Consider the following 22,302-nt stretch of genomic DNA (forward strand, 5'->3'; position numbering starts at 1 on the left):
CCTTCCGAGAAAACCCGACCCCCGTCGGCTGGCAACAGGAACATACTCTGGCCTAAACGGACCGTGATCACAAGCAGGTCACAAACAGCGGTGCGGCCGCCTGATGGCGACCGCACCGAAGTCTTACCTTGCTTTTACAGATTCCTATTACCTAACAGTAGGAATGCTCCTTACAGCTGCAAGTCGTCCAGCATCTCCGTCACGAGCGCGGCGATCGGGGAGCGCTCCGAGCGGGTCAGCGTGACGTGCGCGAACAGCGGGTGGCCCTTCAGTTGCTCGACCACCGCGACCACGCCGTCGTGCCGGCCGACCCGCAGGTTGTCCCGCTGGGCGACGTCGTGGGTGAGCACCACCCGCGAGTTCGCGCCGACCCGGGACAGCACGGTCAGCAGCACGTTGCGCTCCAGCGACTGCGCCTCGTCCACGATCACGAACGCGTCGTGCAGCGACCGGCCGCGGATGTGGGTCAGCGGCAGCACCTCGAGCATGCCGCGGTCGATCACCTCGTCGATCACGTCACCGCTGGTCAGCGCGCCGAGCGTGTCGTACACGGCCTGGGCCCACGGCTGCATCTTCTCGGACTCGGTGCCGGGCAGGTAGCCGAGCTCCTGGCCGCCGACCGCGAACAGCGGCCGGAACACCACGACCTTCTTGTGCTGCCGCCGTTCCATCACCGACTCCAGGCCCGCGCACAGCGCGAGCGCGGACTTGCCGGTGCCGGCCCGGCCGCCGAGCGAGATGATCCCGACGTCCGGGTCCAGCAGCAGGTCGAGCGCGACCCGCTGCTCCGCCGACCGCCCGCGGATCCCGAACGCCTCCCGGTCGCCGCGGACCAGCCGGATCCGCTTGTCCGGCATCACCCGGCCGAGTGCGCTGCCCCGCTCGGACAGCAGCACCAGCCCGGTGTGGGTCGGGAACTCACCGGCCTGCGGGAGCTCCAGCACGCTGCTCTCGTACAGGTCGTCGACGTCCTGCGTGCCGACCTCGAGCTCGCTCATCCCGGTCCAGCCGGACTCCAGGGTCAGCTCGGCGCGGTACTCCTCGGCCATCAGGCCGCAGGCCGACGCCTTGACCCGCATCGGCAGGTCCTTCGAGACCAGCGTGACGTCCTTGCCCTCGGCCTTGAAGTTGCAGGCCACGGCCAGGATCCGGCTGTCGTTGTCGCCGAGCCGGAAACCGGCCGGCAGGCTCTCGGGGTCGGTGTGGTTCAGCTCGACCCGGAGGGTTCCACCCTTCTCCCCCACTGGCAGGGGCGCGTCCAGACGTCCGTGCAGGATCCGGAGCTCGTCCAGCAGCCGCAGCGCGGTACGTGCGAAGTAGCCGAGTTCCGGGTGATGCCGTTTGCCCTCCAATTCGGTGACGACGACCACCGGGACGACCACCTCGTGCTCGTCGAACCGCATCATCGCGTGCGGGTCGGACAGGAGCACCGAGGTGTCCAGCACGAAGGTGCGCTGGGCCGGTGTGGATGAGGTACTTGACGCCTTGGCGTGGGTGGCAGCCATGTCGCACGTCCTCTCGGGCCGCGACGTGCACCACGCCCGGCCCACCAGTGGTTAAGTGATGGACCGGGAGCTGGCCCCGGGGTCTGGTGCAGACCCCGTCCGCTGCGCCGCACGAGCGACAACGGGAACCAGTGAGATCGAGACCTGGGGTCTCGGGCACTCCGTTCTGCCCCTCATGGGGCAACCGGCTGGCGAACGACTCTCAAGCTGATCGGGCCTCCCGGACAGCCGGCTTCCCCTCCGACCGTCACTTAGGAGGGTAGATCTGCCACCCAAACGGCGCAGCCCGACACGCCCGTCCGCGGGGTTAACGGCGTGTTACACCTTGCTCCACCCAGACGGGGGAGCCCGATCACCCTCCGGAGTGGTCCGGTACGGCGCTGTCCCGGCGACGCTGGCGGCATGCGTAAAAACTGGCCGGAACTGACCGGATATGCGACCGCGGTGTGGTCCTTCGCGTACGGCGTACTGGGCGTCTACTGGTCACTCGGCGGAGCGGCGTACCCGTTTGCGAAAGTGGCCGATAACCGGGCGACCGGCTCGATTCTGGAAGGGTCCTCGGCCGAGATCGTGGCCCCGATCATGGCCGCTGTCGGGCTGGGCGGCGCCGTACTCGCGCTGGTGATGACCAGGCGGCGGGGACGAGGCTGGGTGCTGCAGACGATCGCGGCCGTCCTCGCGGTCGGCCTCGCGCTCGTGATCCCCGACTACACGCTGGTCGCGCTCCTCGCGCTCTCCCCCGCCCTCGTGGTCTTCGCGTTCACCGGCGTCCCGGGCCCGCAGGACCTCGGCGACGTCCTCTACTGGCACCGGCTGAACCTGGTGATCCTGTTCGTCGGCGGCCTGCTCTGGGCCGCGACTGCGATCGCCTACCACCGCCGCAGCCGCGACGCCTGTGTGTCCTGCGGCCGCAGCGATCACGGCGACAAGCGCTGGACCACACCTGAGTCCGCACTTCGCTGGGGACGCTGGGCCGTCGCGGTCTCCGTCGTGGCGAACCTGCCCTACGAGTTCACCCGAGTGGCCTGGTACTTCGGCTGGCCGCTGGGCATCCCCGAAGAGTTCCACCAGATGATGGTCGACACCCCGGGGATGCTGGAGATGGGCCTCGGGCTGGCGGTGATGGGCATCACCGGCGGCATCCTCACCCACGGCCTGGTCCGGCCCTGGGGCGAGGTCTACCCGCGCTGGATCTGGTTCAAGGCGGGCAAGCGGGTGCCACCGCTCCTCGCGATCATCCCCGCCTCGCTGGTAGCCGTCGTACTGATCCCGGCGGGCCTGATGAACGCCCAGCTCCAGACGGACGGCGACGCCTGGGCGGTGAACCTCCCGGGCGTCCTCTGGGTGCTCTGGGGAGCAGGCCTGGGTACGGCGACCTATGCCTACTACCTGCGACGGCGTACGGAGTGCCGCCGCTGTGGACGCGGGGTCACGTTCCGAAGCGGCGCTCTCGCTGCGCGTAGCTCCGAATCGCCCGCAGGAAGTCGACGTGCCGGAAGTCCGGCCAGAGCGCCTCGCAGAAGTAGAACTCGCTCAGCGCGCTCTGCCACAGCAGGAACCCGCCCAGCCGCTGCTCCCCCGACGTCCGGATGACCAGGTCCGGGTCCGGCTGGCCCTTGGTGTACAGGTGCCCGGCGATGTGCTCGACGTCGACGCGCTCGGCGAGCTCCTCGATCGAGATGCCCTTCGCGGCCTCCTCGAGCAGCAGCGAGCGGACCGCGTCGGCGAGCTCGCGGCGGCCGCCGTACCCGACCGCGACGTTGACCAGCATGCCCTCGACGCCCTGGGTGGCCGTCTCGGCCGCCTTGAGCGCCTCGGCGGTGGCGCCGGGCAGCAGGTCGAGCGCGCCGACCGGGTGGATCCGCCAGCGGCCGATCGCGGTGAGCTCCTCGACCGTCTGCTCGATGATCCGCAGCAGCGGCTCCAGCTCGTCGGCCGGCCGGCTCAGGTTGTCGGTGGACAGCATCCAGACGGTGACCACCTTGACGCCGACGTCGTCGCACCAGTCGAGGAACTCGGTGATCTTGTTCGCCCCGGCCTCGTGACCGCGCGACACCGGGTCGCCGGCCGCCCGGGCCCAGCGCCGGTTGCCGTCGATGATGACGCCGATGTGCCGCGGGATCCGGTCCGGCGAAAGGGACCGGCGGACCCGACGCTCGTACAGCGTGTACAGGGCGTCGCGCAGCTTCTGCTTGCCAGGTGTCCGCATGGGCAGGTTGCTCTCCTCGAAGACTCTCGGCCACAACGCTAGCCCAGAATCGCCGCCGTTGAGAGGGCTCCAGCGAGCTCCCGGCGAACTCGCGGACCCGCCGAACTTTCGCGAGAGTTCGTGCGTCGGACACGCGAGGGGAGGTGTGCGCGCCCGTGATCTCGCCTACATTTCATCCTTATGGACCAGTGAACTTACGGTTCCGTAGGTTACGGTTGCGTAGGTACAGAACCGCCCGGCACCCCTCGAAAGGACGGCGATGACCGCTAGCAGCACCCAGCCCCAGGAACTCGGTCATACGCTCTCCGGGCGGCTCGGACCGCTCAAACCCAAGCTCCGCGGCTGGCTGCACGCCGGCACCTTCCCGTTCGCCACCGCCGCCGGCATCGTGCTGATCTGCCTGGCCCCGGACGCGGGCGCCCGCTGGGCGGCGGCGGTCTACACGATGGGCGCGATGCTGCTGTTCGGCATCTCCGCGCTGTACCACCGGTTCTACTGGGGACCGACCGGTGAGGCGATCCTGCGCCGGCTCGACCACAGCAACATCTTCCTGCTGATCGCCGGCACCTACACGCCGCTCGGCATGATGCTGCTGGACGGCAAGGACCGGTTGCTGCTGCTCAGCATGGTCTGGGGCGGCGCGCTGCTCGGCATCCTGTTCCGGATCTTCTGGGTGGGCGCCCCGCGCTGGCTCTACACCCCGATCTACCTGGCGCTGGGCTGGGTGGCGATCTTCTGGATGGGCGACTTCTACCACTTCGGCGGCGCCGCGGTGGTCACCCTGATCGCGGTCGGTGGCGGTCTGTACTCGATCGGCGCCGTCGTGTACGGCACCAAGCGGCCGAACCCGTCTCCGCTGTGGTTCGGCTTCCACGAGATCTTCCACGCCTTCACCGTGGCCGCGTTCGTCTGCCACTACATCGCGGTGAGCATCGCGACGTACCAGGCGTGATTTCCCGGACTCCGTGCCAGCCCTGAAGACTGGCTGAAGATCCTCCCGCACGATGGGCAGTAGCCATCGTTTGGGGGGACACGAATGATCACCGCACTGGAACCACTCGGCCGCGACGCGCTGGCCCGGGATGATTTCACCGCTCTGGTCCGGACCATCACCGGGCACCCGGAAGCCGACCCCGGCGACGTCCGGGTCGAGCCGGTCGACTACCTGATCGGCACACCGAGCACCGAGGCCCTGCTCCGCGTCTTCGGTACGGCGTCACTGCCGACCGGATCGCCGGAGACGTACGAGGTCGGCTGGTCCTGCTTCGTCAAGAAGCTCCAGTCGGTCCGGCACTGGCCGCTCCTGCACGTCGTGCCCGAGCAGTACCGGGAGATCTTCATCCAGAACCTGCCCTGGCAGCTGGAGATCGCCGTCCATCGCAGCGGCGTCGCAGACCTGCTGCCCGCGGGGATGCGCCTGCCCAAGGCCTACCGGATCGACCTGTACGACGACGACCGCGGCACCGTGTGGATGGAGAACGTCGTCCAGGAGCCGGGCCCGTGGCCGCTGGAGCGGTTCGAGCGCGCGGCCTACCTGCTCGGACGGCTGTCCGCCCGCCGCCAGCCGCATCTCGTCGAGCCGCTGCTCCCGCGCGGCGGCGACTTCAACCGGCCCGGCTACGCACTGCGCTACTACACCAACGGACGGGTGATGATGAGCGCGCTGCCGGCCATCGCCCATCCGGAGACCTGGCGGCATCCGTTGCTCGCCGCGGCCGTCTGCCACCTCGGCGACCACCGGCTGCGTGACGACCTGCTCGACCTGGGTGCCCGGCTACCCGCCGTACTGGATGCTCTGGACGCGTTGCCGCAGTGTTACCAGCACGGAGACGCGAGTCCGCAGAATCTCCTGGTTCCACAGGGGAAGCCGGACGAGTTCGTGGTGATCGACTGGGGGTTCGACTGTCCGCAGGCGGTCGGGTTCGACCTCGGGCAGCTGCTGGTCGGGCTCGCCCACGCAGGTGAACTGGCGCCCGATGCGCTGCCGGTCGTGCACAAGACGATCCTCAGGGCGTTCATGGCCGGCCTGGCCGAGGACGGGATGACGGTGACCGAGGAGCAGGTGCTGTACGGCTACCTGGGGTCGCTGCTCGCCCGGGCGACGTTCACCGCGCTGCCGCTGGAGGCGATCACCCAGCCCGGCGACGAGGTCACGCAGGCGATGTTCGAGGAGCGCGTGCTGCTGACGCGGTCACTGGTGGATCTGGTCTCCACGGTGGTGTGAACGGTGGTGTGACGACAACATCTCAGTCCTGTCACAGCTGCAACGAATGCCGCCGCTGCGGGTATCCATGGTGCGTGAGGAACCTCAGCAGATACGCAGCCGCGGCCACAGTCGGCGCCGTCGCCGGACTCGTCCTGGCCGGGTGCGGGAACGAGTCCGACGGCGGCACGGGCGGTACCCCGTCCAGCCCGCCCACACCGACGATGCCGACGGTGACCCAGTCGACGCCGGTCGGTGCCGCTTTGCCCCTCGTCGTCACCCGGACCGGCGGCTTCGCCGGGTTCGACGACAAGGTGGTGATCGACACCGACGGTGTCGCGACGGTGAGCGCACGCGGCAAGGAGACGGTCCGCTGCCAGTTGGACAAGGCCCTGCTGACGCGGATCACCACGGCCGCCGAGCAAGTCGACTGGGCCAGCCTCCCGGTAGTCAAGCCGACGGTCCGCTACCCCGACGACATGATCCTCGCCGTCACCGCCAACGGGAAGACCGCCCGGCTCGAGGAGCCGAAGGTGAAGCCGCTGGCGGCCCCGGTGAGCACCCTGCTCACCGAAGCCACCATCCCACCGGGCAAACTCTGCAAGCCGATCTGATCAGCCGGTGGTGACCGCGACGTCGTCGATGACGAAGCTGGTCTGCAGGGAGGAGTCCTCCTGTCCGAGGAAGCGGACCGTGACCGTCTTTCCCTTGTAGGCAAGGACGTTCAGGGTCTTCTGGACGTACGACGTGCTCTTGTTCAGGTTCGAGTACGTCGCCAGCGTGGTGGTCGTGGATCCGTCGACCACCTGCACCTTGACCGTGTCGTACACCGTGGAACTCGTCGTCTCCGCGGTGTCGATCCGGATCCACAGCGACAGCGACGCGGCGGTCGCCGACGCCGGGATCGTCACCGACTGGCCGACGTTCTCGGTCGTCGTCCGGCCGTTGCCCTGCAGCCACGCCTTCCAGCTGCCGCCGTGCGCCGGACGCCCGGCGTTGTTGGTGATCACACCGGTGGTGCCGGTCCAGTTCACCGCGCCGGACTCGAAGCCCGGGTTCAGCAGCAGGTTGTCACCGGTCGGCGGCGGGCCTTCGCTGTAGTCCTTCTGGGCGTAGTTCCAGACCATGTGGCCGATGGCGTCGATCTGCCGGTCCAGCGAGGTCAGGTCGAGGTTGTTGATGGTGTCGCAGGACCGGTGGTAGCACGGGTCGAAGGCCTGACCCGCGGTACCGCCCCACTTGGCGGCCTGGGCGGACGTCTTCGTCCCCTCGGCGCCGGAGAAGGTGCCTGCGGTCGGGATGCCGAGCGACCGGAACGCGGCGTGGTCGGACCGGCCCTGGATATCGATGAACTCGGTCTGGACGTTCTTGCCGGCGAAGAACGCGACCAGGTCGTCCCGGGCGCCGTCGCCGGCCGGGTTGTCGTCGTACACGAAGTAGCCCGGGTTCGGCGACCCGATCATGTCGAAGTTCAGGTAGAGCTCGATCTTCGCGCGCTCGGTGGCGGACAGGTTGTTGACGTAGTACCGGGAGCCGACCAGGCCGAGCTCCTCGGCGCCCCAGAAGCCGAACCGCAGCCGGTTCCTGGGCGTCTGGCCACTGGCAGCGTAAGCGAGGGCGGTTTCGAGTACGCCGGCGCTGCCCGTTCCGTTGTCGTTGATGCCCGGACCGGAACTGACCGAGTCCAGGTGCGAGCCGGTCATCACGACGTGGTTCGCGTCGCCGTGCGGCCACTCGGCGATCACGTTGTACGACGTGCCCGCCGAGGTGGAGAAGGACTGCAGGGTGGTGGTGTAGCCGGCCGCGTCGAGCTTGGCCTTCACCCAGTCGGCGGAGGCCTTGTAGCCGGGGCGGCCGGTGTAGCGGTTGCCGCCGTTGTTCGTGGCGATCGACTGGAACTGGTCGAGGTGCGCCTTGGCGTTGGTGACCGAGATGTCGGGGGACTCGACCGCGCCGGCGACGTTGCCGGGGGCAAGCACCGCGGCAGCCAGCACAGCGATGCCGGCGCCGTAGTACAGGGACTTTCGCATGGGGGCGATCTCCTTTGGCCTCAATCAAAGAAGATCCGGGGCGCGCGAGCCTGGGCGGAGGCCGCGCGCCCCGGACGGGTGTCACCGACGGTGGATCAGCCCGCCGTCAGCGAAGTGTCGTCGACCACGAAGCTGGTCTGCAGCGACGAGTCCTCGTTCATCAGGAACTTCACCGAGACCGTCTTGCCCTTGTAAGCGGTCACGTTGAAGGACTTCTGCGTGTAGGTGGTGTTCTTGTTCAGGTTCGAGTACGTCGCCAGCGTCGTCGTGGTCGAACCGTCGACGATCTGGATCCTGGCGGTGTCGTACACCGTCGAGGTGGTGGTCTCGGAGGTGTCGATCCGGATCCAGAACGAGAGCGTCGCGCTGGTGGCCGACGCCGGGATGGCGACGGACTGCGAGATGTTCTCGGTCGAGGTGGTGCCGTTGCCACCCAGCCACAGCTTCCAGCTGCCGGTGCGCGCCGGACGGCCGGTGTTGTTGGTGATCGGGCCGGCGGTGCCGGTCCAGTTCACCGCGCCGGACTCGAAGCCCGGGTTCAGCAGCAGGTTGCTGCCGGTGGGCGGCGGCTCGGTGCCACCGCCACAGACGGCCGCGCCGGCCGGGACCGAGATGCCGTTGAACGCGGCCTCGATGCCCTTGCACTGGGTCGAGTCGGCGCCGTACAGCTCCTTGGCCGAGTTGATCGCGCCTTCGCGGGCGTCCTTGTAGGTGCTGCCCGAGCTGAGCTTGGTGCTCAGCGTGCGGTACCAGACCTTCGCGGCGACGTCGCGGCCGACACCGGCGATGGTGGCGCCGTTGCAGGCGGTGCTGCTGTGCGTCACGCCGCCGATCACCTTGCTGCCGGTGCCCTCGGAGGCCAGGTAGAACCAGTGGTTCAGCGGGCCCGAGGAGTAGTGCGGGTCCATGCCACCGGTGCTGGTCGACCAGCAGTCCACGCTGCGGCCGTCCTTCGACGGCTTGTCCATGTAGCGCAGCGGGGTGCCGTTGCCGTTGATGTTGATCTTCTCGCCGATCAGGTAGTCACCCGGGTCGGACGTGTTGTTGGCGGAGAACTCGGTCGCGGTGCCGAAGATGTCCGAGGTGGACTCGTTCAGGCCGCCCGCGTCGCCGAAGTAGTTCAGGTTCGCGGTCGCCTCGGTGACACCGTGGCTCATCTCGTGACCGGCGACGTCGATGCTGGTCAGCGGGCGCTGGTTGCTGGCGCCGTCGCCGTACGTCATCTGAGTGCCGTCCCAGAACGCGTTCACGTAGGCATTGCCGTAATGCACCCGGGAGCGGGAGCCCTGGCCGTTGTTCCAGATGCCGTTCCGGCCGTGGACGTTCTTGTAGTAGTCCCAGGTGAGCTGGGCGCCGTAGTGCGCGTCCACACCGGCGGTTTGGCGGTTCGACGTGGCGCCGTTGCCCCAGGTGTCGTCCGGGTCGGTGAACGTCGTGCCGTTGCCGGAGGTGGCGCCGTTGAGGTCGGTGGTCCAGTTGCCACCGCGACTCGGGTCGGTCATCGAGTAGCTGCCCGAGGTGCCGATGCTGACGGTGCCGGAGTACAACGAGTTGCCGGTGCCGGTCTTGATCTCGTCGGACTGCGCCAGTACGGCGCCGGTCTTGGCGTCGATGTAGGAGTGCAGCACGGACGGGGTCTGGTCCGCCTGCACGCCGGTGGTGACGACGTCGTAGGCGAGCACGGGCTTGGTCTCGGTGACGAACACGACCAGCGAGCCTTTGTTGCCGGTGGCCTTGAACTTGGCGGTCTTCGCGGCGGTGCTCAACGCGGCCGACTGGGACAGAGTCGGCTTGGTCGCGACACCGACGGACTTCGCGCCGCGGTTGTAGGTCACCTTCCCGATCGTCTCGCCCTTACGCTTGACGATCAGGTCACCGCCGACGACCGGCAGGCCGTTGTAGGTGCGCTCGTACCGGACGTACTCGGTGCCGTCCGGGTCCTTCACCACGTCACGGACCTTGAGCGCCTCACCGCTCGCGAGTCCGAGGGCTGCGGCCGTCTGCGCGGTCAGCGCCTGTTCGGCCTGAACTGCGGCCGGCTGGTTGAAGCCGGACGCGGGGAGCGGAGCCGCACGATCAGCGGCTCCCGCGGGTGAGCCGGCAAGCGTCGCCCCGGCAAGTCCTGCTGCCGCGACGATGGCCACCGCCCCTGCTGATGTCAGTCGTTTCAAGACAACATCTCCTCACGGTGTGGTCGCTGTTTGGGCGCAGCGACCAATTCAGTTGGGGACGCCGGATGTCTGACCCATCAGTGCCACTGCCTCGTTTGTGACACTGCGTGTCAGGACATGCGAGATCTGTTACATCCGACTGAGGGAGGACTCTCGTCCCCGGACGGCCCGGAGTCAAGGGATTCCCGCGAAACCGCAGGGAAAACCCGCACTGCCCTCGTTGTCAGCGGGCGGGGGTCAACTCCCGGCGAAGGTCTTCCGGCAACACGATCGGGAGCCGGCAGGTGAACTTCTGACACACGTACGCGGCCGGCTTGCCGTCGATCAGGCCGCGGCCCTCCATCAGCGGTACGGCGAGGCCGGGGTCGCCGTGGACGATCGCCGTCCCCCAGGGTGCGGTGGTCAGCGCGGTCCGGAGCAGGTCGGCCGCGCTACCCGTGATCGCGATCTCGAGGGGGCCGGAGGCAATCGTCTCGGCGACCGCGAGCGCCCGGCCGGCGAACCGTGGTGCGCGGGCGGCGATCGTCGTGGAGGCCTGCAAGGCCTGCTGGGCGGCGGTTTCGTACCGGACTGATCCGGTCAGGCCGGCCAGCGTCGTGAAGGCCTCGGCGGCGAGGCTCACGCCGGACGGGCTGGCGTTGTCGGTCGGGTCCTGCGGACGCCAGACCAGCTCCTCGGCGTCGGCCGCGGTGTCGTAGTAGGAGCCGTCGGCAACGAACTGCTCGAGGACCCGGTCGAGCAGGTCTTGCGCAGTCTCGAACCACGTCACGTCGCCGGTGACACCCAACAGCGTGAGACAGGCCTGGGCGTACGCCGCATAGTCCTCGAGGACACCGTGGGCGGTGCCGCGGACGCCGTCCCGCGAGGTCCGGTGCAGTCGCCCGGACTCGTCGAGGTGGACGTCCCGGACCAATCTGGCCGCGTCTGCTGCCGCTTCGACGTACTCGGGCTTCTCGAAGACGACGCCGGCCCGGGCGAGCGCGGTGATCGCGAGGCCGTTCCAGGCGGCGACCACCTTGTCGTCGCGGCCCGGGTATGTGCGGGTGCTGCGTGCCTCGCGCAGGGTGGCGCGGATGCGGTGCCAGCGGTCGGGGTCGTCGGGGTCCTGACGGAGTTGGAGGACCGAGGAGCCGTGCTCGAAGGTGCCGGTGACGTCGCAGAGGTCGATGACCCACTTCGCGTCGTCGTCAGGCAGGGCTTGATGAAGTTGCTCCGGCGTCCAGACGTAGTACTTGCCTTCTTCCCCTTCTGTATCCGCGTCCAGGGCCGAGGCGAAACCGCCTTCGTCGGTGCGGAGCTCAGCGAGCAGGAAGCCGGCGGTCTCCTCGGCGATCCGGCGGGCCAGCGGGTCGGCGCCGATCGTCCACCAGTATGTGTAGACGTCGAGCAGCAGGGCGTTGTCGTAGAGCATCTTCTCGAAGTGCGGCACGATCCACTGGCCGTCGACCGAGTACCGCGCGAACCCGCCGGCGAGCTGGTCGTACATGCCGCCGCGGGCCATCCGGCCGCAGGTCTGCGCGACCATCGCGAGCGCGTCCTCGGAGCCGGTCCGGCGGTGGTGGCGCAGCAGGAAGTCGAGCACCATCGACGGCGGGAACTTCGGCGCCGCCCCGAACCCGGCATCCACCGGATCGAAGTCGATCTTCAGCAACGCGGCGGCCCGGTCGAGGTCGATCGTCTCGCCCGGTTGATGCTGCTGGGCGCCGAGCTGCTCGACCACGCGCCGGCCGATCCCGTCGATCTGGTCGCGCTTGGTCCGCCAGGCGTCGACGAGTGACTCGAGCACCTGCCGGAAGGACGCCATACCGCTGCGTGGCTCGTCCGGGAAGTACGTGCCGCAGAAGAACGGCTCGGCGTCCGGGGTCAGGAACACCGACATCGGCCACCCGCCGTGCCCGGTCATCGCGACCGTCGCGGACATGTAGATCGCGTCCACGTCCGGACGCTCCTCACGATCCACCTTGATGCTGACGAAGTGCTCGTTCAGGTACGCCGCCGTCGCCTCGTCCTCGAACGACTCGTGCGCCATCACGTGACACCAGTGACAGGCCGAGTACCCGACCGACAGGAACACCGGCACGTCCCGCTCCCGCGCCTCCGCGAACGCCGCGTCCGACCACTCCCGCCAGGCCACCGGATTGTCCTTGTGCTGCAGGAGGTACGGCGATGTCGCGTTCACCAGGCGGTTCACCACTACGACCGTCTCCCATCACCTGCGCGGGCGTTCCGTGTCACCCCACTACAACACATCCCGCCGCGTACCCCGGTTTCACCCCGTCCGGATGAGTCCGGTCCCGGACCGGCCGTCCTAGCGTGGATGTCCGGAGGTGGCGACATGACGACGTCCACGGAACGCACAGCCATCCCCTTCACCCGGGACGACTACGCCGCACGCATGCGTCGGGTGGTGGACGACGCCGCCGGGGTGGGACTCGCCGGCGTGATCGTCGCGCCCGGACCGGACCTGGTCTGGCTGACCGGCTACCAGCCGACGGCGATCACGGAGCGGCTCACGATGCTGGTGCTGTCCGCCGATCGCGAGCCCACGCTGGTGGTGCCGACGCTCGAGCGACCCGACGCGGAGTCGGCCGAAGGCGCCGGCGCCCTCACCATGATCGACTGGACCGACGGATCCGACCCCTACCCGCTGACCGGGAGCCTGCTGGCGGCCGACGGCTCCTTCGGGATCTCGGACTCTGCCTGGGCCATGCACCTGCTCGGGCTGCAGCGGGCGAGACCGAAGACGACGTACCACGCGTTGAGCCAGGCCATGCCGATGATGCGTGCGGTCAAGGACGCCAACGAGCTCGGCCGGCTGGCCGCGGCGGGCGCGGCGGCGGACGCGACGTACCAGGAGATCGTTCAGGTCCGCTTCGCGGGCCGGCGCGAGACCGAGGTGGCGGCCGATCTGGCCCGGCTGCTGCGCGAGTTCGGCCACGAACAGGTCGACTTCACCGTGGTCGGTTCCGGTCCCAACGGCGCCAATCCGCACCATGAGGCAGGCGAGCGGGTGATCCAGCCCGGAGACGCGGTCGTGCTCGACTTCGGCGGCCTGATGTTCGGGTACGGTTCCGACACCACGCGGACGGTCTGCGTCGGCGAACCGAGCGCCGAAGTACAGAAGGTGCACGACATCGTCAGGGCCGCACAGCAGGCGGGGTTCGAGGCCGTCCGGCCGGGGGTGCCGTGCCAGGACATCGACCGCGCTGCCCGGGCCGTCATCACCGACGCCGGCTACGGAGAACAGTTCATCCATCGCACCGGCCATGGGATCGGAGTCACCACCCACGAGCCGCCGTACATGATCGAGGGTGAGGAGCAGCCGCTCGAGCCGGGCATGTGCTTCTCCATCGAGCCCGGGATCTATCTCGCCGGCCGCTTCGGGGTCCGGATCGAGGACATCGTGACAGTCACCCAGGACGCCGGACGGCGGTTCAACAACACCGACCACCACCTCCGGGTCGTCGAGTAGCAGCTTCACGAGTGAGACAGCCCGTCTCATTCTCATCCGCAGCGGATGAACCGCCTGTGACCGCTGGTTCCTAGCCTGTGACCAGTACCAGCGCTGCATCGTGACCGAGGGGGACGATGATGGTTGGTGTTCGATCAGTTCGAGTGTGGTTGCCATGAGCTCGGCAGACGTCCCGGTCGTGCCGCCCGCGGCAGCCGAAACTGCCAAGGCAAAGGTCCCCGCCACCGCGTGGATCTCCTGGGTCGCGCTGGCGATGATGACGACCAGTTCGGTCGCCAGCCTGAGAGCCGCACCGACCATGGCCGTCTACGGCCTGGCCTGTGTCTTCCTGTACCTGCTCCCCGCCCTCGTGTTCCTGCTGCCCACGTCGCTCGTGTCCGCGGAGCTGGCGTCCGGGTGGACCGGTGGCGTCTACCGATGGGTCTCCGAAGGCCTGTCCAAACCGCTGGGATTCCTGGCGGTCTGGTGCCAGTTCGCGATGACGATCTTCTACTACCCGAGCCTCCTCGGGTTCGTCGCGAGCACCCTCGCGTACGTGTTCAACCCCGACCTGGCCAGCAGCGGCGTCTGGACCGCGGCGGTGATCATGGTCACCTACTGGACCGGTGTCTGGGTCTCGTCCCGGGGTACGAAGGGCGTGGCCGGCCTGGCCAGCGGCGGCCTGATCATCGGGACCCTGGTCCCGGGCACCGTCCTGGTCACCCTCGGCATCGTTTTCCTTGGCCAGGGCAACGAGTCCGCTGCGCCGATGACCGCCGACAACATCTTCCCGGCCTGGGCAGGGCTCGCGAGCCTCGTGCTGATCGTGAACAACTTCCTGTCCTACTCCGGCATGGAGATGAACGCAGTCCACGTGTCGTCCCTGCGGAAGCCGGCTACGGAGTTCCCGAAGGCGATCTTCCTCGCGATGGGCCTGGTGCTCGCGATCTTCATCCTGCCCGCGCTGGCGATCAGCTGGATCGTCCCGGCCGAGCAACTGTCCCTGACCGCCGGCGTGATGCAGGCCTTCGACGCGGTCTTCGCGAACTTCGGCTGGCAGTGGCTGACGCCGATCGTCGGCATCATGCTGGTGACCGCATCGCTCGGCGGCATGCTGACCTGGCTGGCCGGCCCGTCCAAGGGCCTGCTGCTGATCTCCCGGCAGGAGGGCTACCTGCCGCCGTACCTGCAGAAGCTCAACAAGAACGGTGTGCAGCAGAACATCCTCGTCGTCCAGGGCGCGATCACCACCGTGATCGCACTGCTCTACGCCTTCATCCCCGACGTCTCGAGCGCGTACTGGATCTTCTCGGTGATCACCACGCAGGTGTACCTGATCATGTACCTGCTGATGTTCGTCGCCGCGATCCAGCTCCGGCGCAAGCAGCCCGACCACCCGCGGGGTTACCGAGCACCCATGCTCATCGGGATGTGCGGTGTGGGCTTCGCCGCCTCGCTGGCCGCACTCTTGGTCGGGTTCGTCCCGCCGTCGCAGTTCGAGTCCGGCAACTCGCTCCTGTACGTCGTGTTCGTCGCCGTCGGCGCGCTCGGCCTCGGCCTGCTGGTGCCGTACCTGTTCCTCAAGCTGCGGAAGCCGACGTGGAAGCAGCCGGAGTCCACGGAGGTGACGGAGTCATGAGCACCTCGGCGGAGACCCAGACCGGCCGCGAACGCAAGACGATCTACATCGTCGTCGCAGTGGTCCTCGTGGTCCTGCTGGTCATCGGCTGGATCGCCTACAGCAACACGAAGTACACCCGGGAGGCGGAGCAGAAGGCCGACCAGCTCATCGCGGCACTGAAGGCCGAGGGGGTGGAGCGGACTCCGACGCGCGACCAGCTCGTCTACGTTCTCGGCACCGAGGGCGGCGCGACCTGCAGCAACCCGAACGACGCGCTCAGCAAGGGAATCCTCCTGTCGCTGCTGTCCAACGGCGCGGCCGGGCCGGGGCTCCGGCCCGTGATCGCGGACAGCCGGGTCGTCCAGGGCCAGCTGCTGATCATCGAGATCTACTGCCCGGAGGAACTGCAGGAGTTCCAGGAGTTCGTCAACGATCTCAAGACCGACGACGTCGCGGGGTGAGTGACCGTGGAACTGCGAACCCGAATCGCGGAGCTGATGCCGCAGGCGCGGGCCGAGCTCACCGAGCTCGTCGCGATCAGGTCCGTCGCGGACCCGCGCCAGTTCCCGCCCGAGGAGTGCGAGCGCGCCGCGACCTGGGTGCTGGACAAGTTCAGGGAGCTGGGTTTCTCCGACGCGGCGCTGCGCGAGACGGCCGACGGCAGTCGCGCTGTGGTCGGGGCCCGGCCGTGCTCTGACCCGAGTGCTCCGACAGTGCTGCTGTACGCCCACTACGACGTCCAGCCACCACTCGACGAGGCTGCCTGGCGCACGCCGCCGTTCGAGCTGACCGAGCAGGACGGCCGCTGGTTCGGCCGCGGGACCGCAGACTGCAAGGGCAACATCGTCATGCACCTCGCCGCGCTTCGTGCGCTCGGTGACGAGGTGCCGGTGAACCTGAAGCTCGTGGTCGAAGGGTCCGAGGAACAAGGGACCGGCGGCCTCGAGTCGTTCGTGCCGGACCACGCCGAGCTGCTCCGCGCGGACGCGATTCTGGTCTGTGACACCGGCAATGCGGCCGTCGGCCGGCCCGCGGCCACAGTGAGCCTGCGCGGCATGGTGAACGTCGTGGTGACAGTGGAGGCGCTCAGCTCCGAACTGCACTCCGGCATGTTCGGTGGTGCAGCGCCGGACGCACTCGCGGCGCTGATCGCGATGCTGGCCGGCCTGCGCGACGAGCAGGGCAACACCACGATCAAAGGGCTCGACAGCAGCCAGACCTGGTCGGGCGAGCCGTATCCGTCCGACCAGTTCCGCCGGGACGCGATGGTGATGGACGGCGTCTCCCTGTCGGGCAGCGGCACTGTCTCGGACATGCTGTGGGCGCGTCCGGCGGTGACCGTCCTGGGCATCGACTGCCCACCGGTCGTCGGGTCGGCGGCCGCGATCGTACCGAAGACGGCGGCGCGGCTGAACCTGCGGATACCGCCAGGGGTGAGCCCGGACGATGCCGCGACCAGCCTGATCGACCAGCTTCAGGCAGCCGCCCCCTTGGGTGTCCACGTCGGCACCCGGATCGAGGCGGAAGGGGCCCCGTTCAAGGCCGAGATCGACGGGCCGGCCTACCGTGCGATGGCGTCGGCGATGCAGGACGCGTACGGAACGCCGATGACCACGCTGGGCCAGGGCGGGTCCATCCCGCTGTGCAACGTGTTCGCGGACACCTATCCCGAGGCCGAAATCGTCATGATCGGCGTGGAGGAGCCGATGGCCCTCATCCACGCGCCGAACGAAAGCGTCGACCCGAACGAGATCGCGGCGATGGCACTGACCGAGGCGCTCTTCCTTCAGCGCTACGCGATCCGCTAGACGGTCTGGGAGAGGGCTACCGACAGGCCCAGGGTGAGGGCCATGATCACGAGCTCGAAGCCGACCACCCGCCAGAACGGGTGGCCGCGCTCGAGCAGGTTGTCGTGCGCCCGGCTGCGGCGGACCGCGCTGGCGATGATCAGGATCAGGAAGGCGGCGACCTTCGCCAGCAGCAGGGCGCCGTACGAGTCCTCGGTGAGGGCGTCGGGCACCGACTCCCAGCCGCCGCCCTTCGCCGCGAGCCGGCCGGCGCCGCTGAGCAGGCCACTCAGGAGTACGGCGATCGACGAGATCAGCGCCACCTGGTTGAACCGCTCGAGCACGAGCGACAGTCCGCCGCGGCTGGCCCGGCCGTAGCGGACCAGGCCGGCGAGTCCGCCGATCCAGCTCGTCGCGGCGATGACGTGGATGGCCAGGGCCGCTCCGGCGATGACGACGTACGACTCGTTTCTCGGGTACGCCGTGACCGCGTTCGGGACGAGCGCCATGATCGCGACGACCACGCCGAGACCGGCCGCTGCCGAGGTCTGGACGCGGCGGACGCCGACCGCCAGCGCCACCACGAGGATGCCGGTGATCAGCAGCGCCTTGACCTCCGGGATGCCGAGCGCGTCGTCCAGCCGGAGCCGGAGCAGGTCGACCGGGGTGTCGAGCAGGATCGCGGCGGTGACGATCGCGCCGGCGAACGCCGTACCCGCCCAGATGATCGCCGAGTTGCTGGCGTCCCGCACCGCCCGGCGGCCTTGGACACCGAGCGATCCGCCCTCGATCCGGAGCAGTATGACGGCCGCCAGCAGAGCACCCGCACATCCGACGGTCGCGAGCGTGGAGACCAGTCGCAGCAGCGGCAGCAGCCAGTTGACGAGCTGGCCGGGACCACCGATGCCGCCGACGTCCCGCGGTTCGCTGCCGGCCGCGTACAGGGCAACCACCAATGCGAACGAGGCCACCAGAACAGCGCTCGCGCCACCCATGAGCAGCCGGCCGGGCATGCGGTGCCGGGCAGAGCGGGTCGCGGTCACAAGGCGTCCCCGCCCTCGGCACGATTCAGCACGCGAGTCACTATAGGGTCAGCCGAAGGTGGGCTGCCCAGTCCGACACCATCTCGTGATGGAGCGGTGCGGACTCAGGGTCGATTCAGCGCCGGCTCAGCGCTGCTCGAGTGCTGCTTCAGGGCTTCGAGTGCGCGTTGCTGTCACTGTCCGTCGACGGCTTCGTCGCCGCCGTCGGTTCCGTCGGCTCGGCATCGCCGGCCGGGGCCGCTGAGCTGTCCGTGCTCACTGGGCCGTCGGACGGTGCTTGGTCGCGCGCAAAATCGCGGTCGAAGTCGATCTTCTTCAACTGCTTGCCCATGTTGCGCACCAGCAGCGCCGTGGCGGCACCGAGCGCGAGCACGATCAGCAGCGCGACCCAGCCGGGGCGCACCGAGTTCGGATCGATCTCGGCCGCCGGAAGGAAAGTCATCGCTGTCACGCCACCAGTCTCTCACTGTCTACGCCCGCCGTCAGCGCAGCCCCGCGAACAGGTCGTCTTCGGGAAGTTCGGAGTCGATCAGGCTCCGGGCCAGCTCGTAGTCCTCGGTCGGCCACGCCTCCTGGTGCACCTCCAGCGGTACGGCGAACCACGCGCCGTCCGGGTCGATCTGGGTGGCGTGGGCGAGCAGCGCCTTGTCCCGGACGGCGAAGTACTCCGCGCACTCGACCCGGGTGGTGATCCGGCGCTCGTTCTCCGGGTCAGGCTTCCAGTCCTTGAGGCGCTCGGCGTACGGCGACTCCAGGCCGCGCGCGACCATCCCGTCGTGCAACGCCTTCATCCGCTCGTAGTGGAACGTGTGGTGGTAGTACAGCTTCAGCGGCTGCCACGGCTCGCCGAGCTCCGGGTAGGCGTCCTTGTCGCCGGCCGCCTCGAACGCGGCGACGGTGATCTGGTGGCACATCACGTGGTCCGGGTGCGGGTAGCCGCCGTTCTCGTCGTACGTCGTGACGACCTGCGGGCGGAACTCGCGGATCAGCTTCACCAGCGGCGCGGCCGCGTCCTCCACCTTGCGCGCGGCGAAGCAGCCCTCCGGCAGCGGCGGCAGCGGGTCGCCCTCCGGGAAGCCGGAGTCCACCCAGCCCAGCCACTCCTGCCGGATGCCGAGGATTGCCCGGGCCGCGTCCATCTCCCGGCGGCGGATCTCGGTGATGTTCTCCAGCACCTCCGGCCGGTCCATCTTCGGATTCAGGATCGATCCACGTTCGCCGCCGGTACACGTGGCGACCAGGACCTCCACGCCTTCCGCCACGTACCGAGCCGTCGAAGCGGCCCCCTTGCTCGACTCGTCATCTGGGTGGGCATGCACATGCAGCAACCGAAGCTCTCCACTCACAAGACACAATGGTCCTCCAACCCCACCCCACCCCCACGACCGACCCCTGGATAACCCGTGACCGACCCAACACCCCCCGACCCCACCACCCCCACCCCACCCACACCCGAAGCGCCCCCCTCAGCCACCGGGAGTGGGTCTGGCTCGACTCCAACCTCGGCCGGAGGGGTGAGCAACGGGGCAGCGGCCGGGTCGGCCGCATCGAAGATGAGCGCAGCGGGCGACGACCTGGATGCGAGGTACGGGCGGAGCGGGCGGTCGAAGAAACCGGTGGTGATCGGCGTGGCCGCCGTGATCGCCGCGATCGGCCTGACCTGGCTCATCTGGGCGGCGTTCGTACAGTCGACCCCACCCGTGACCTCCCGCCTGCTCGGCTTCGAGATCACCTCACCGACCTCCGCGAAGGCGACGATTCAGGTCGACCGCACCGAGTCCACGGAAGCCACCTGCCGCCTGCAAGCCAAGGCCGCCGACTTCTCCATCGTCGGCGAACTGACCGTCACAGTCCCCGCCGACTCCCCCCGCAAGCAAACCCTCCCGGCCACCCTGACCACCCAACGCGCAGCCACCTCAGTAGTCCTCATCGGCTGCACCACCCCCGACAACCCCCGCCCCCAGTGAGCCAGAAGCCGGGCCAGCACCGGCCCGGCGTACTTCGTGAGGGCGAGTGTCAGGCCGGGCCGTCGTACTTCTTGAGGGCTGCGACGAGGGCGGCCTCGGTGACCTTCAGGTGCTTCCGGATCACCTGCTCGCGGACGGCCGGATCGTCGTCGCCGCGAGCGAGGTCGGCATACAAGGCGTTGACGGTGGCCAGGCCGTACTTCTCCGCCAGGTACTCGACGATGATCCAGCTCACCCCGTAGCTGTTCTCGTCGTACTCGCCGTGGAAGACGCCGTCGATCGGGAGGACCGTGCGCCGGGGTATCTCCTCGCGCAGCAACTCGCGGCGGTGAGCGTCGACCCCTCGCCGGTAGCCGCTCCGCTCGGCGAGTCGTAGCTCGCCGTACTCTGCGTACCCTTCCACCAGCCAGGTCGGCGCACCGTTCCCGAGCGACGCCATCGCCGCGTGCGTGAACTCGTGGGCGAGCAGCAACCGGTCGGCCTCGCGGCGTTCGCCGGGGTTGATCACCACGCGGCTGCCGGTGACCATGAACTCGGTGGCCTCCGGATTCGCCGGGCTGAAGTTGTGCGCGGCGACGGCAGCAGCAGGATGCCCGCCGGTCCGCCACCCGGGATCCATCGACTGACGGTCGGCCAGCGCGATCACCAAAATCCCCGCCGGTGCGCGCCGGGTGACGGAACGCACCCCCGGCATGGCCGCTTGTGACTCTCTCGCCAGCCGTTCACCGTTGCGGCGTTCGGCCGCCGGGACGATGACCAGTACGCCGGGCTTCCGGGCGACCGCGATAGCGCCGAGGTCCCAGGGTTCGCGGTAGCCGCCGCTGAGTTCGCTCTCGATGCCAAGGTCGTCGTCGGCCACCAACAGCCACTGGCCGCCACGTTCGGCGAAGGTGTGGCCGAGCGAGACCGCGCGCGGAGACGAGTCGATGCCGGCGATCTGCACCAGCATGAGGACACGGACTGTCCGGGCGCTCGGGCCGTGCTGCGCCCGCGGCTCCGGAGCCCATCTGGCGTCCCGCTGGAAGCTGAGGTGACGAACGCCGATCATCCGCAGGTTGGCGAACACCTGCTGGTGACTCTGCCGCAACTTCCGGTTCTTCGGGTCGACAGCCTGGAGGTACTGCGGCAGGCGGCCGGAGAGCACCGCCGACGCGCGTGCCTTCAGGACCGCGTCGATGCCGGCCAGCATCCGTTCCTCGTCCGAGGGTTCGGACGTTGTCACGGTCGGCGTGCCTGCCGCCGCGCTGGCCTCTCCACCGGCGTCCTGCCGCCCCACGACACCCCAGATCACCGCTGCCGCCACGACCGCGAGCACGACGACGCCCGCGATCCACAGCAGCGGCCCCCGCCCCCGCTTCCGGTTCACCGGCTCGACGCCGACCGGCTCCACATCCATGTCCATCCCCCACCTACCTGCCTGCCGGGTGCAGCCAGGCCGGCAAAGACTACGCCGTACCGGGGAAAACGCCCAGGTCAGACGTGAAGCCGGGGCCGACGGCAATCGGTTGCCGCCGGAAGTGTTCACGATGTGGGATAGACCATTTGGTAAGTGATTTCCCAGCGGTTGAGGCCGCAAAGAACTGTGGGGTTCCGCGCCGTAACTTGCTACGCTCAGTGGATTGGTCGCCGTCGACGACGGCGGCCAGAAGCATTTCTGCCCATCCCACCGACACAAGGAGCAGCCCGTGACGCAGAGGATCGAAGAGGACAGCGTTGTCTGGCTGACGCAGGACGGTTACGACCAGCTGAAGTCCGAGCTCGAGCACCTCAAGGGCCCGGCCCGTGCCGAGATCACACAGCGCATCAGCGAGGCCAGGGACGAGGGCGACCTCAAGGAGAACGGCGGTTACCACGCCGCAAAGGACGAGCAGGGCAAGATCGAGGCGCGGATCCGGCAGCTGGAGGACATGCTGCGCCGGGCCCGGGTCGGCGAGACCCCGAAGGCCGGCGCGAAGATCGGGCCGGGGATGAAGGTCTCGATCAAGTTCGCCGGTGACGACGACGTCGAGACGTTCCTGCTCGGCTCCCGCGAACTGCTGGCCCTGGATGCGTCGGTCGACATCGACGTCTACTCGCCGCAGTCCCCGCTGGGATCCGCGATTCTGGGGAAGAAGAAGGGCGACAAGGCCACCTACGAGGCCCCGAACGGCAAGGACGTGACCGTCGAGATCGTCGCCGCCGAACCCTTCACCGGCTGACCCCACCACAGCTTCGAAGCGGCCCGCGGGGGAAACCAACCCCGCCCGTCAACGTGAGGGGGGGGGGGGGGGCGATTGGGACAATAGGGATTTTGTCGTGTGGGGGGGGTGGGAGAT

General features: G+C 68.7%; 18 protein-coding genes. 9 read left to right on the forward strand and 9 right to left on the reverse strand.

Going from position 1 to position 22,302, the window contains the following annotated elements; all coding sequences use genetic code 11:
* Positions 1-170 precede the first annotated feature (170 nt).
* A complete protein-coding gene (locus AB0H36_RS21810) occupies positions 171-1,505 on the reverse strand; it encodes a PhoH family protein (protein WP_360526065.1) in 1,335 nt (444 codons plus the stop codon).
* A 1,429-nt stretch (positions 1,506-2,934) separates the two neighbouring features.
* A complete protein-coding gene (locus tag AB0H36_RS21815) occupies positions 2,935-3,714 on the reverse strand; it encodes an isoprenyl transferase (RefSeq protein WP_360526068.1) in 780 nt (259 codons plus the stop codon).
* A 259-nt stretch (positions 3,715-3,973) separates the two neighbouring features.
* Here AB0H36_RS21815 and AB0H36_RS21820 point away from each other — a divergent pair, with 259 nt between their 5' ends.
* The 3 genes from AB0H36_RS21820 (at position 3,974) to AB0H36_RS21830 (ending at position 6,531) form a co-directional block, all read left to right on the forward strand.
* Positions 3,974-4,666, forward strand: coding sequence for a hemolysin III family protein (locus tag AB0H36_RS21820; protein WP_360526071.1), 693 nt, complete (start codon positions 3,974-3,976; stop codon positions 4,664-4,666).
* 84 nt (positions 4,667-4,750) lie between these two features.
* Positions 4,751-5,938: a phosphotransferase gene (locus tag AB0H36_RS21825; protein ID WP_360526074.1), complete on the forward strand. Its 1,188-nt coding sequence runs from the start codon at positions 4,751-4,753 to the stop codon at positions 5,936-5,938.
* Positions 5,939-6,012: 74 nt separating this feature from the next.
* Positions 6,013-6,531, forward strand: a complete 519-nt coding sequence (locus AB0H36_RS21830) for a hypothetical protein (RefSeq protein WP_360526076.1) — start codon at positions 6,013-6,015, stop codon at positions 6,529-6,531.
* On the opposite strand, the gene AB0H36_RS21835 is transcribed toward AB0H36_RS21830, so the two are convergent.
* From AB0H36_RS21835 to AB0H36_RS21845, 3 genes are all read right to left on the reverse strand, one after another.
* Complete coding sequence (locus AB0H36_RS21835; RefSeq protein ID WP_360526079.1) at positions 6,532-7,947, reverse strand: M28 family metallopeptidase; 1,416 nt, start codon at positions 7,945-7,947, stop codon at positions 6,532-6,534. It abuts the gene before it with no gap.
* 95 nt (positions 7,948-8,042) lie between these two features.
* On the reverse strand, positions 8,043-10,118 hold the full coding sequence (locus tag AB0H36_RS21840; protein WP_360526082.1) for a M4 family metallopeptidase: 2,076 nt from the start codon (positions 10,116-10,118) through the stop codon (positions 8,043-8,045).
* A 223-nt stretch (positions 10,119-10,341) separates the two neighbouring features.
* Positions 10,342-12,309 (reverse strand): thioredoxin domain-containing protein, encoded by a 1,968-nt coding sequence (locus tag AB0H36_RS21845; RefSeq protein WP_360526085.1) that lies wholly within the window; start codon positions 12,307-12,309, stop codon positions 10,342-10,344.
* Between the two features lie 144 nt (positions 12,310-12,453).
* Between AB0H36_RS21845 and AB0H36_RS21850 the strand changes: the two genes are divergently transcribed.
* The 4 genes from AB0H36_RS21850 to AB0H36_RS21865 all read left to right on the forward strand — a co-directional run bounded on the left by AB0H36_RS21850 (position 12,454) and on the right by AB0H36_RS21865 (position 16,998).
* Complete coding sequence (locus AB0H36_RS21850; protein WP_360526088.1) at positions 12,454-13,590, forward strand: aminopeptidase P family protein; 1,137 nt, start codon at positions 12,454-12,456, stop codon at positions 13,588-13,590.
* Positions 13,591-13,744: 154 nt separating this feature from the next.
* Entirely contained in the window at positions 13,745-15,208 is a 1,464-nt protein-coding gene (locus AB0H36_RS21855) for an APC family permease (protein WP_360526091.1), read from the forward strand.
* Positions 15,205-15,651 carry a hypothetical protein gene (locus AB0H36_RS21860; RefSeq protein ID WP_360526094.1) on the forward strand — a complete coding sequence of 149 codons (447 nt, stop codon included), beginning with the start codon at positions 15,205-15,207 and terminating at the stop codon, positions 15,649-15,651. The genes AB0H36_RS21855 and AB0H36_RS21860 overlap by 4 nt, the downstream gene beginning before the upstream one ends.
* Positions 15,652-15,657: 6 nt before the next feature.
* Positions 15,658-16,998: a dipeptidase gene (locus AB0H36_RS21865; protein ID WP_360526097.1), complete on the forward strand. Its 1,341-nt coding sequence runs from the start codon at positions 15,658-15,660 to the stop codon at positions 16,996-16,998.
* Here AB0H36_RS21865 and AB0H36_RS21870 read toward each other — a convergent pair.
* The 3 genes from AB0H36_RS21870 to mca form a co-directional block, all read right to left on the reverse strand.
* On the reverse strand, positions 16,995-18,020 hold the full coding sequence (locus AB0H36_RS21870; protein ID WP_360526100.1) for a CopD family protein: 1,026 nt from the start codon (positions 18,018-18,020) through the stop codon (positions 16,995-16,997). The genes AB0H36_RS21865 and AB0H36_RS21870 overlap by 4 nt on opposite strands.
* A gap of 148 nt (positions 18,021-18,168) precedes the next feature.
* Positions 18,169-18,471 carry a hypothetical protein gene (locus AB0H36_RS21875; protein WP_360526103.1) on the reverse strand — a complete coding sequence of 101 codons (303 nt, stop codon included), beginning with the start codon at positions 18,469-18,471 and terminating at the stop codon, positions 18,169-18,171.
* Positions 18,472-18,502: 31 nt separating this feature from the next.
* A complete protein-coding gene (mca, locus tag AB0H36_RS21880; RefSeq protein ID WP_360526106.1) occupies positions 18,503-19,366 on the reverse strand; it encodes a mycothiol conjugate amidase Mca in 864 nt (287 codons plus the stop codon).
* A 168-nt stretch (positions 19,367-19,534) separates the two neighbouring features.
* On the opposite strand from mca, the gene AB0H36_RS21885 reads away from it, so the two are divergent.
* Complete coding sequence (locus AB0H36_RS21885; RefSeq protein ID WP_360526109.1) at positions 19,535-19,987, forward strand: DUF4307 domain-containing protein; 453 nt, start codon at positions 19,535-19,537, stop codon at positions 19,985-19,987.
* Positions 19,988-20,036: 49 nt separating this feature from the next.
* On the opposite strand, the gene AB0H36_RS21890 is transcribed toward AB0H36_RS21885, so the two are convergent.
* Positions 20,037-21,389 (reverse strand): hypothetical protein, encoded by a 1,353-nt coding sequence (locus AB0H36_RS21890; RefSeq protein WP_360526112.1) that lies wholly within the window; start codon positions 21,387-21,389, stop codon positions 20,037-20,039.
* Positions 21,390-21,672: 283 nt separating this feature from the next.
* On the opposite strand from AB0H36_RS21890, the gene greA reads away from it, so the two are divergent.
* On the forward strand, positions 21,673-22,185 hold the full coding sequence (gene greA / locus AB0H36_RS21895; protein WP_132324853.1) for a transcription elongation factor GreA: 513 nt from the start codon (positions 21,673-21,675) through the stop codon (positions 22,183-22,185).
* Positions 22,186-22,302: the final 117 nt, after the last annotated feature.

The organism is Kribbella sp. NPDC050820 (genome assembly GCF_040653975.1).
GTDB lineage: Bacteria > Actinomycetota > Actinomycetes > Propionibacteriales > Kribbellaceae > Kribbella.

Bases quoted from the DNA above. Each gene is read 5' to 3' on its own strand.
- AB0H36_RS21815 (WP_360526068.1), bottom strand. From the start codon at position 3,714: ATGCGGACACCTGGCAAGCAGAAGCTGCGCGACGCCCTGTACACGCTG.
- AB0H36_RS21835 (WP_360526079.1), bottom strand. From the start codon at position 7,947: ATGCGAAAGTCCCTGTACTACGGCGCCGGCATCGCTGTGCTGGCTGCC.
- AB0H36_RS21890 (WP_360526112.1), bottom strand. From the start codon at position 21,389: ATGGACATGGATGTGGAGCCGGTCGGCGTCGAGCCGGTGAACCGGAAG.
- AB0H36_RS21825 (WP_360526074.1), top strand. From the start codon at position 4,751: ATGATCACCGCACTGGAACCACTCGGCCGCGACGCGCTGGCCCGGGAT.
- AB0H36_RS21810 (WP_360526065.1), bottom strand. From the start codon at position 1,505: ATGGCTGCCACCCACGCCAAGGCGTCAAGTACCTCATCCACACCGGCC.
- AB0H36_RS21820 (WP_360526071.1), top strand. From the start codon at position 3,974: ATGACCGCTAGCAGCACCCAGCCCCAGGAACTCGGTCATACGCTCTCC.
- AB0H36_RS21850 (WP_360526088.1), top strand. From the start codon at position 12,454: ATGACGACGTCCACGGAACGCACAGCCATCCCCTTCACCCGGGACGAC.
- AB0H36_RS21855 (WP_360526091.1), top strand. From the start codon at position 13,745: ATGAGCTCGGCAGACGTCCCGGTCGTGCCGCCCGCGGCAGCCGAAACT.
- AB0H36_RS21860 (WP_360526094.1), top strand. From the start codon at position 15,205: ATGAGCACCTCGGCGGAGACCCAGACCGGCCGCGAACGCAAGACGATC.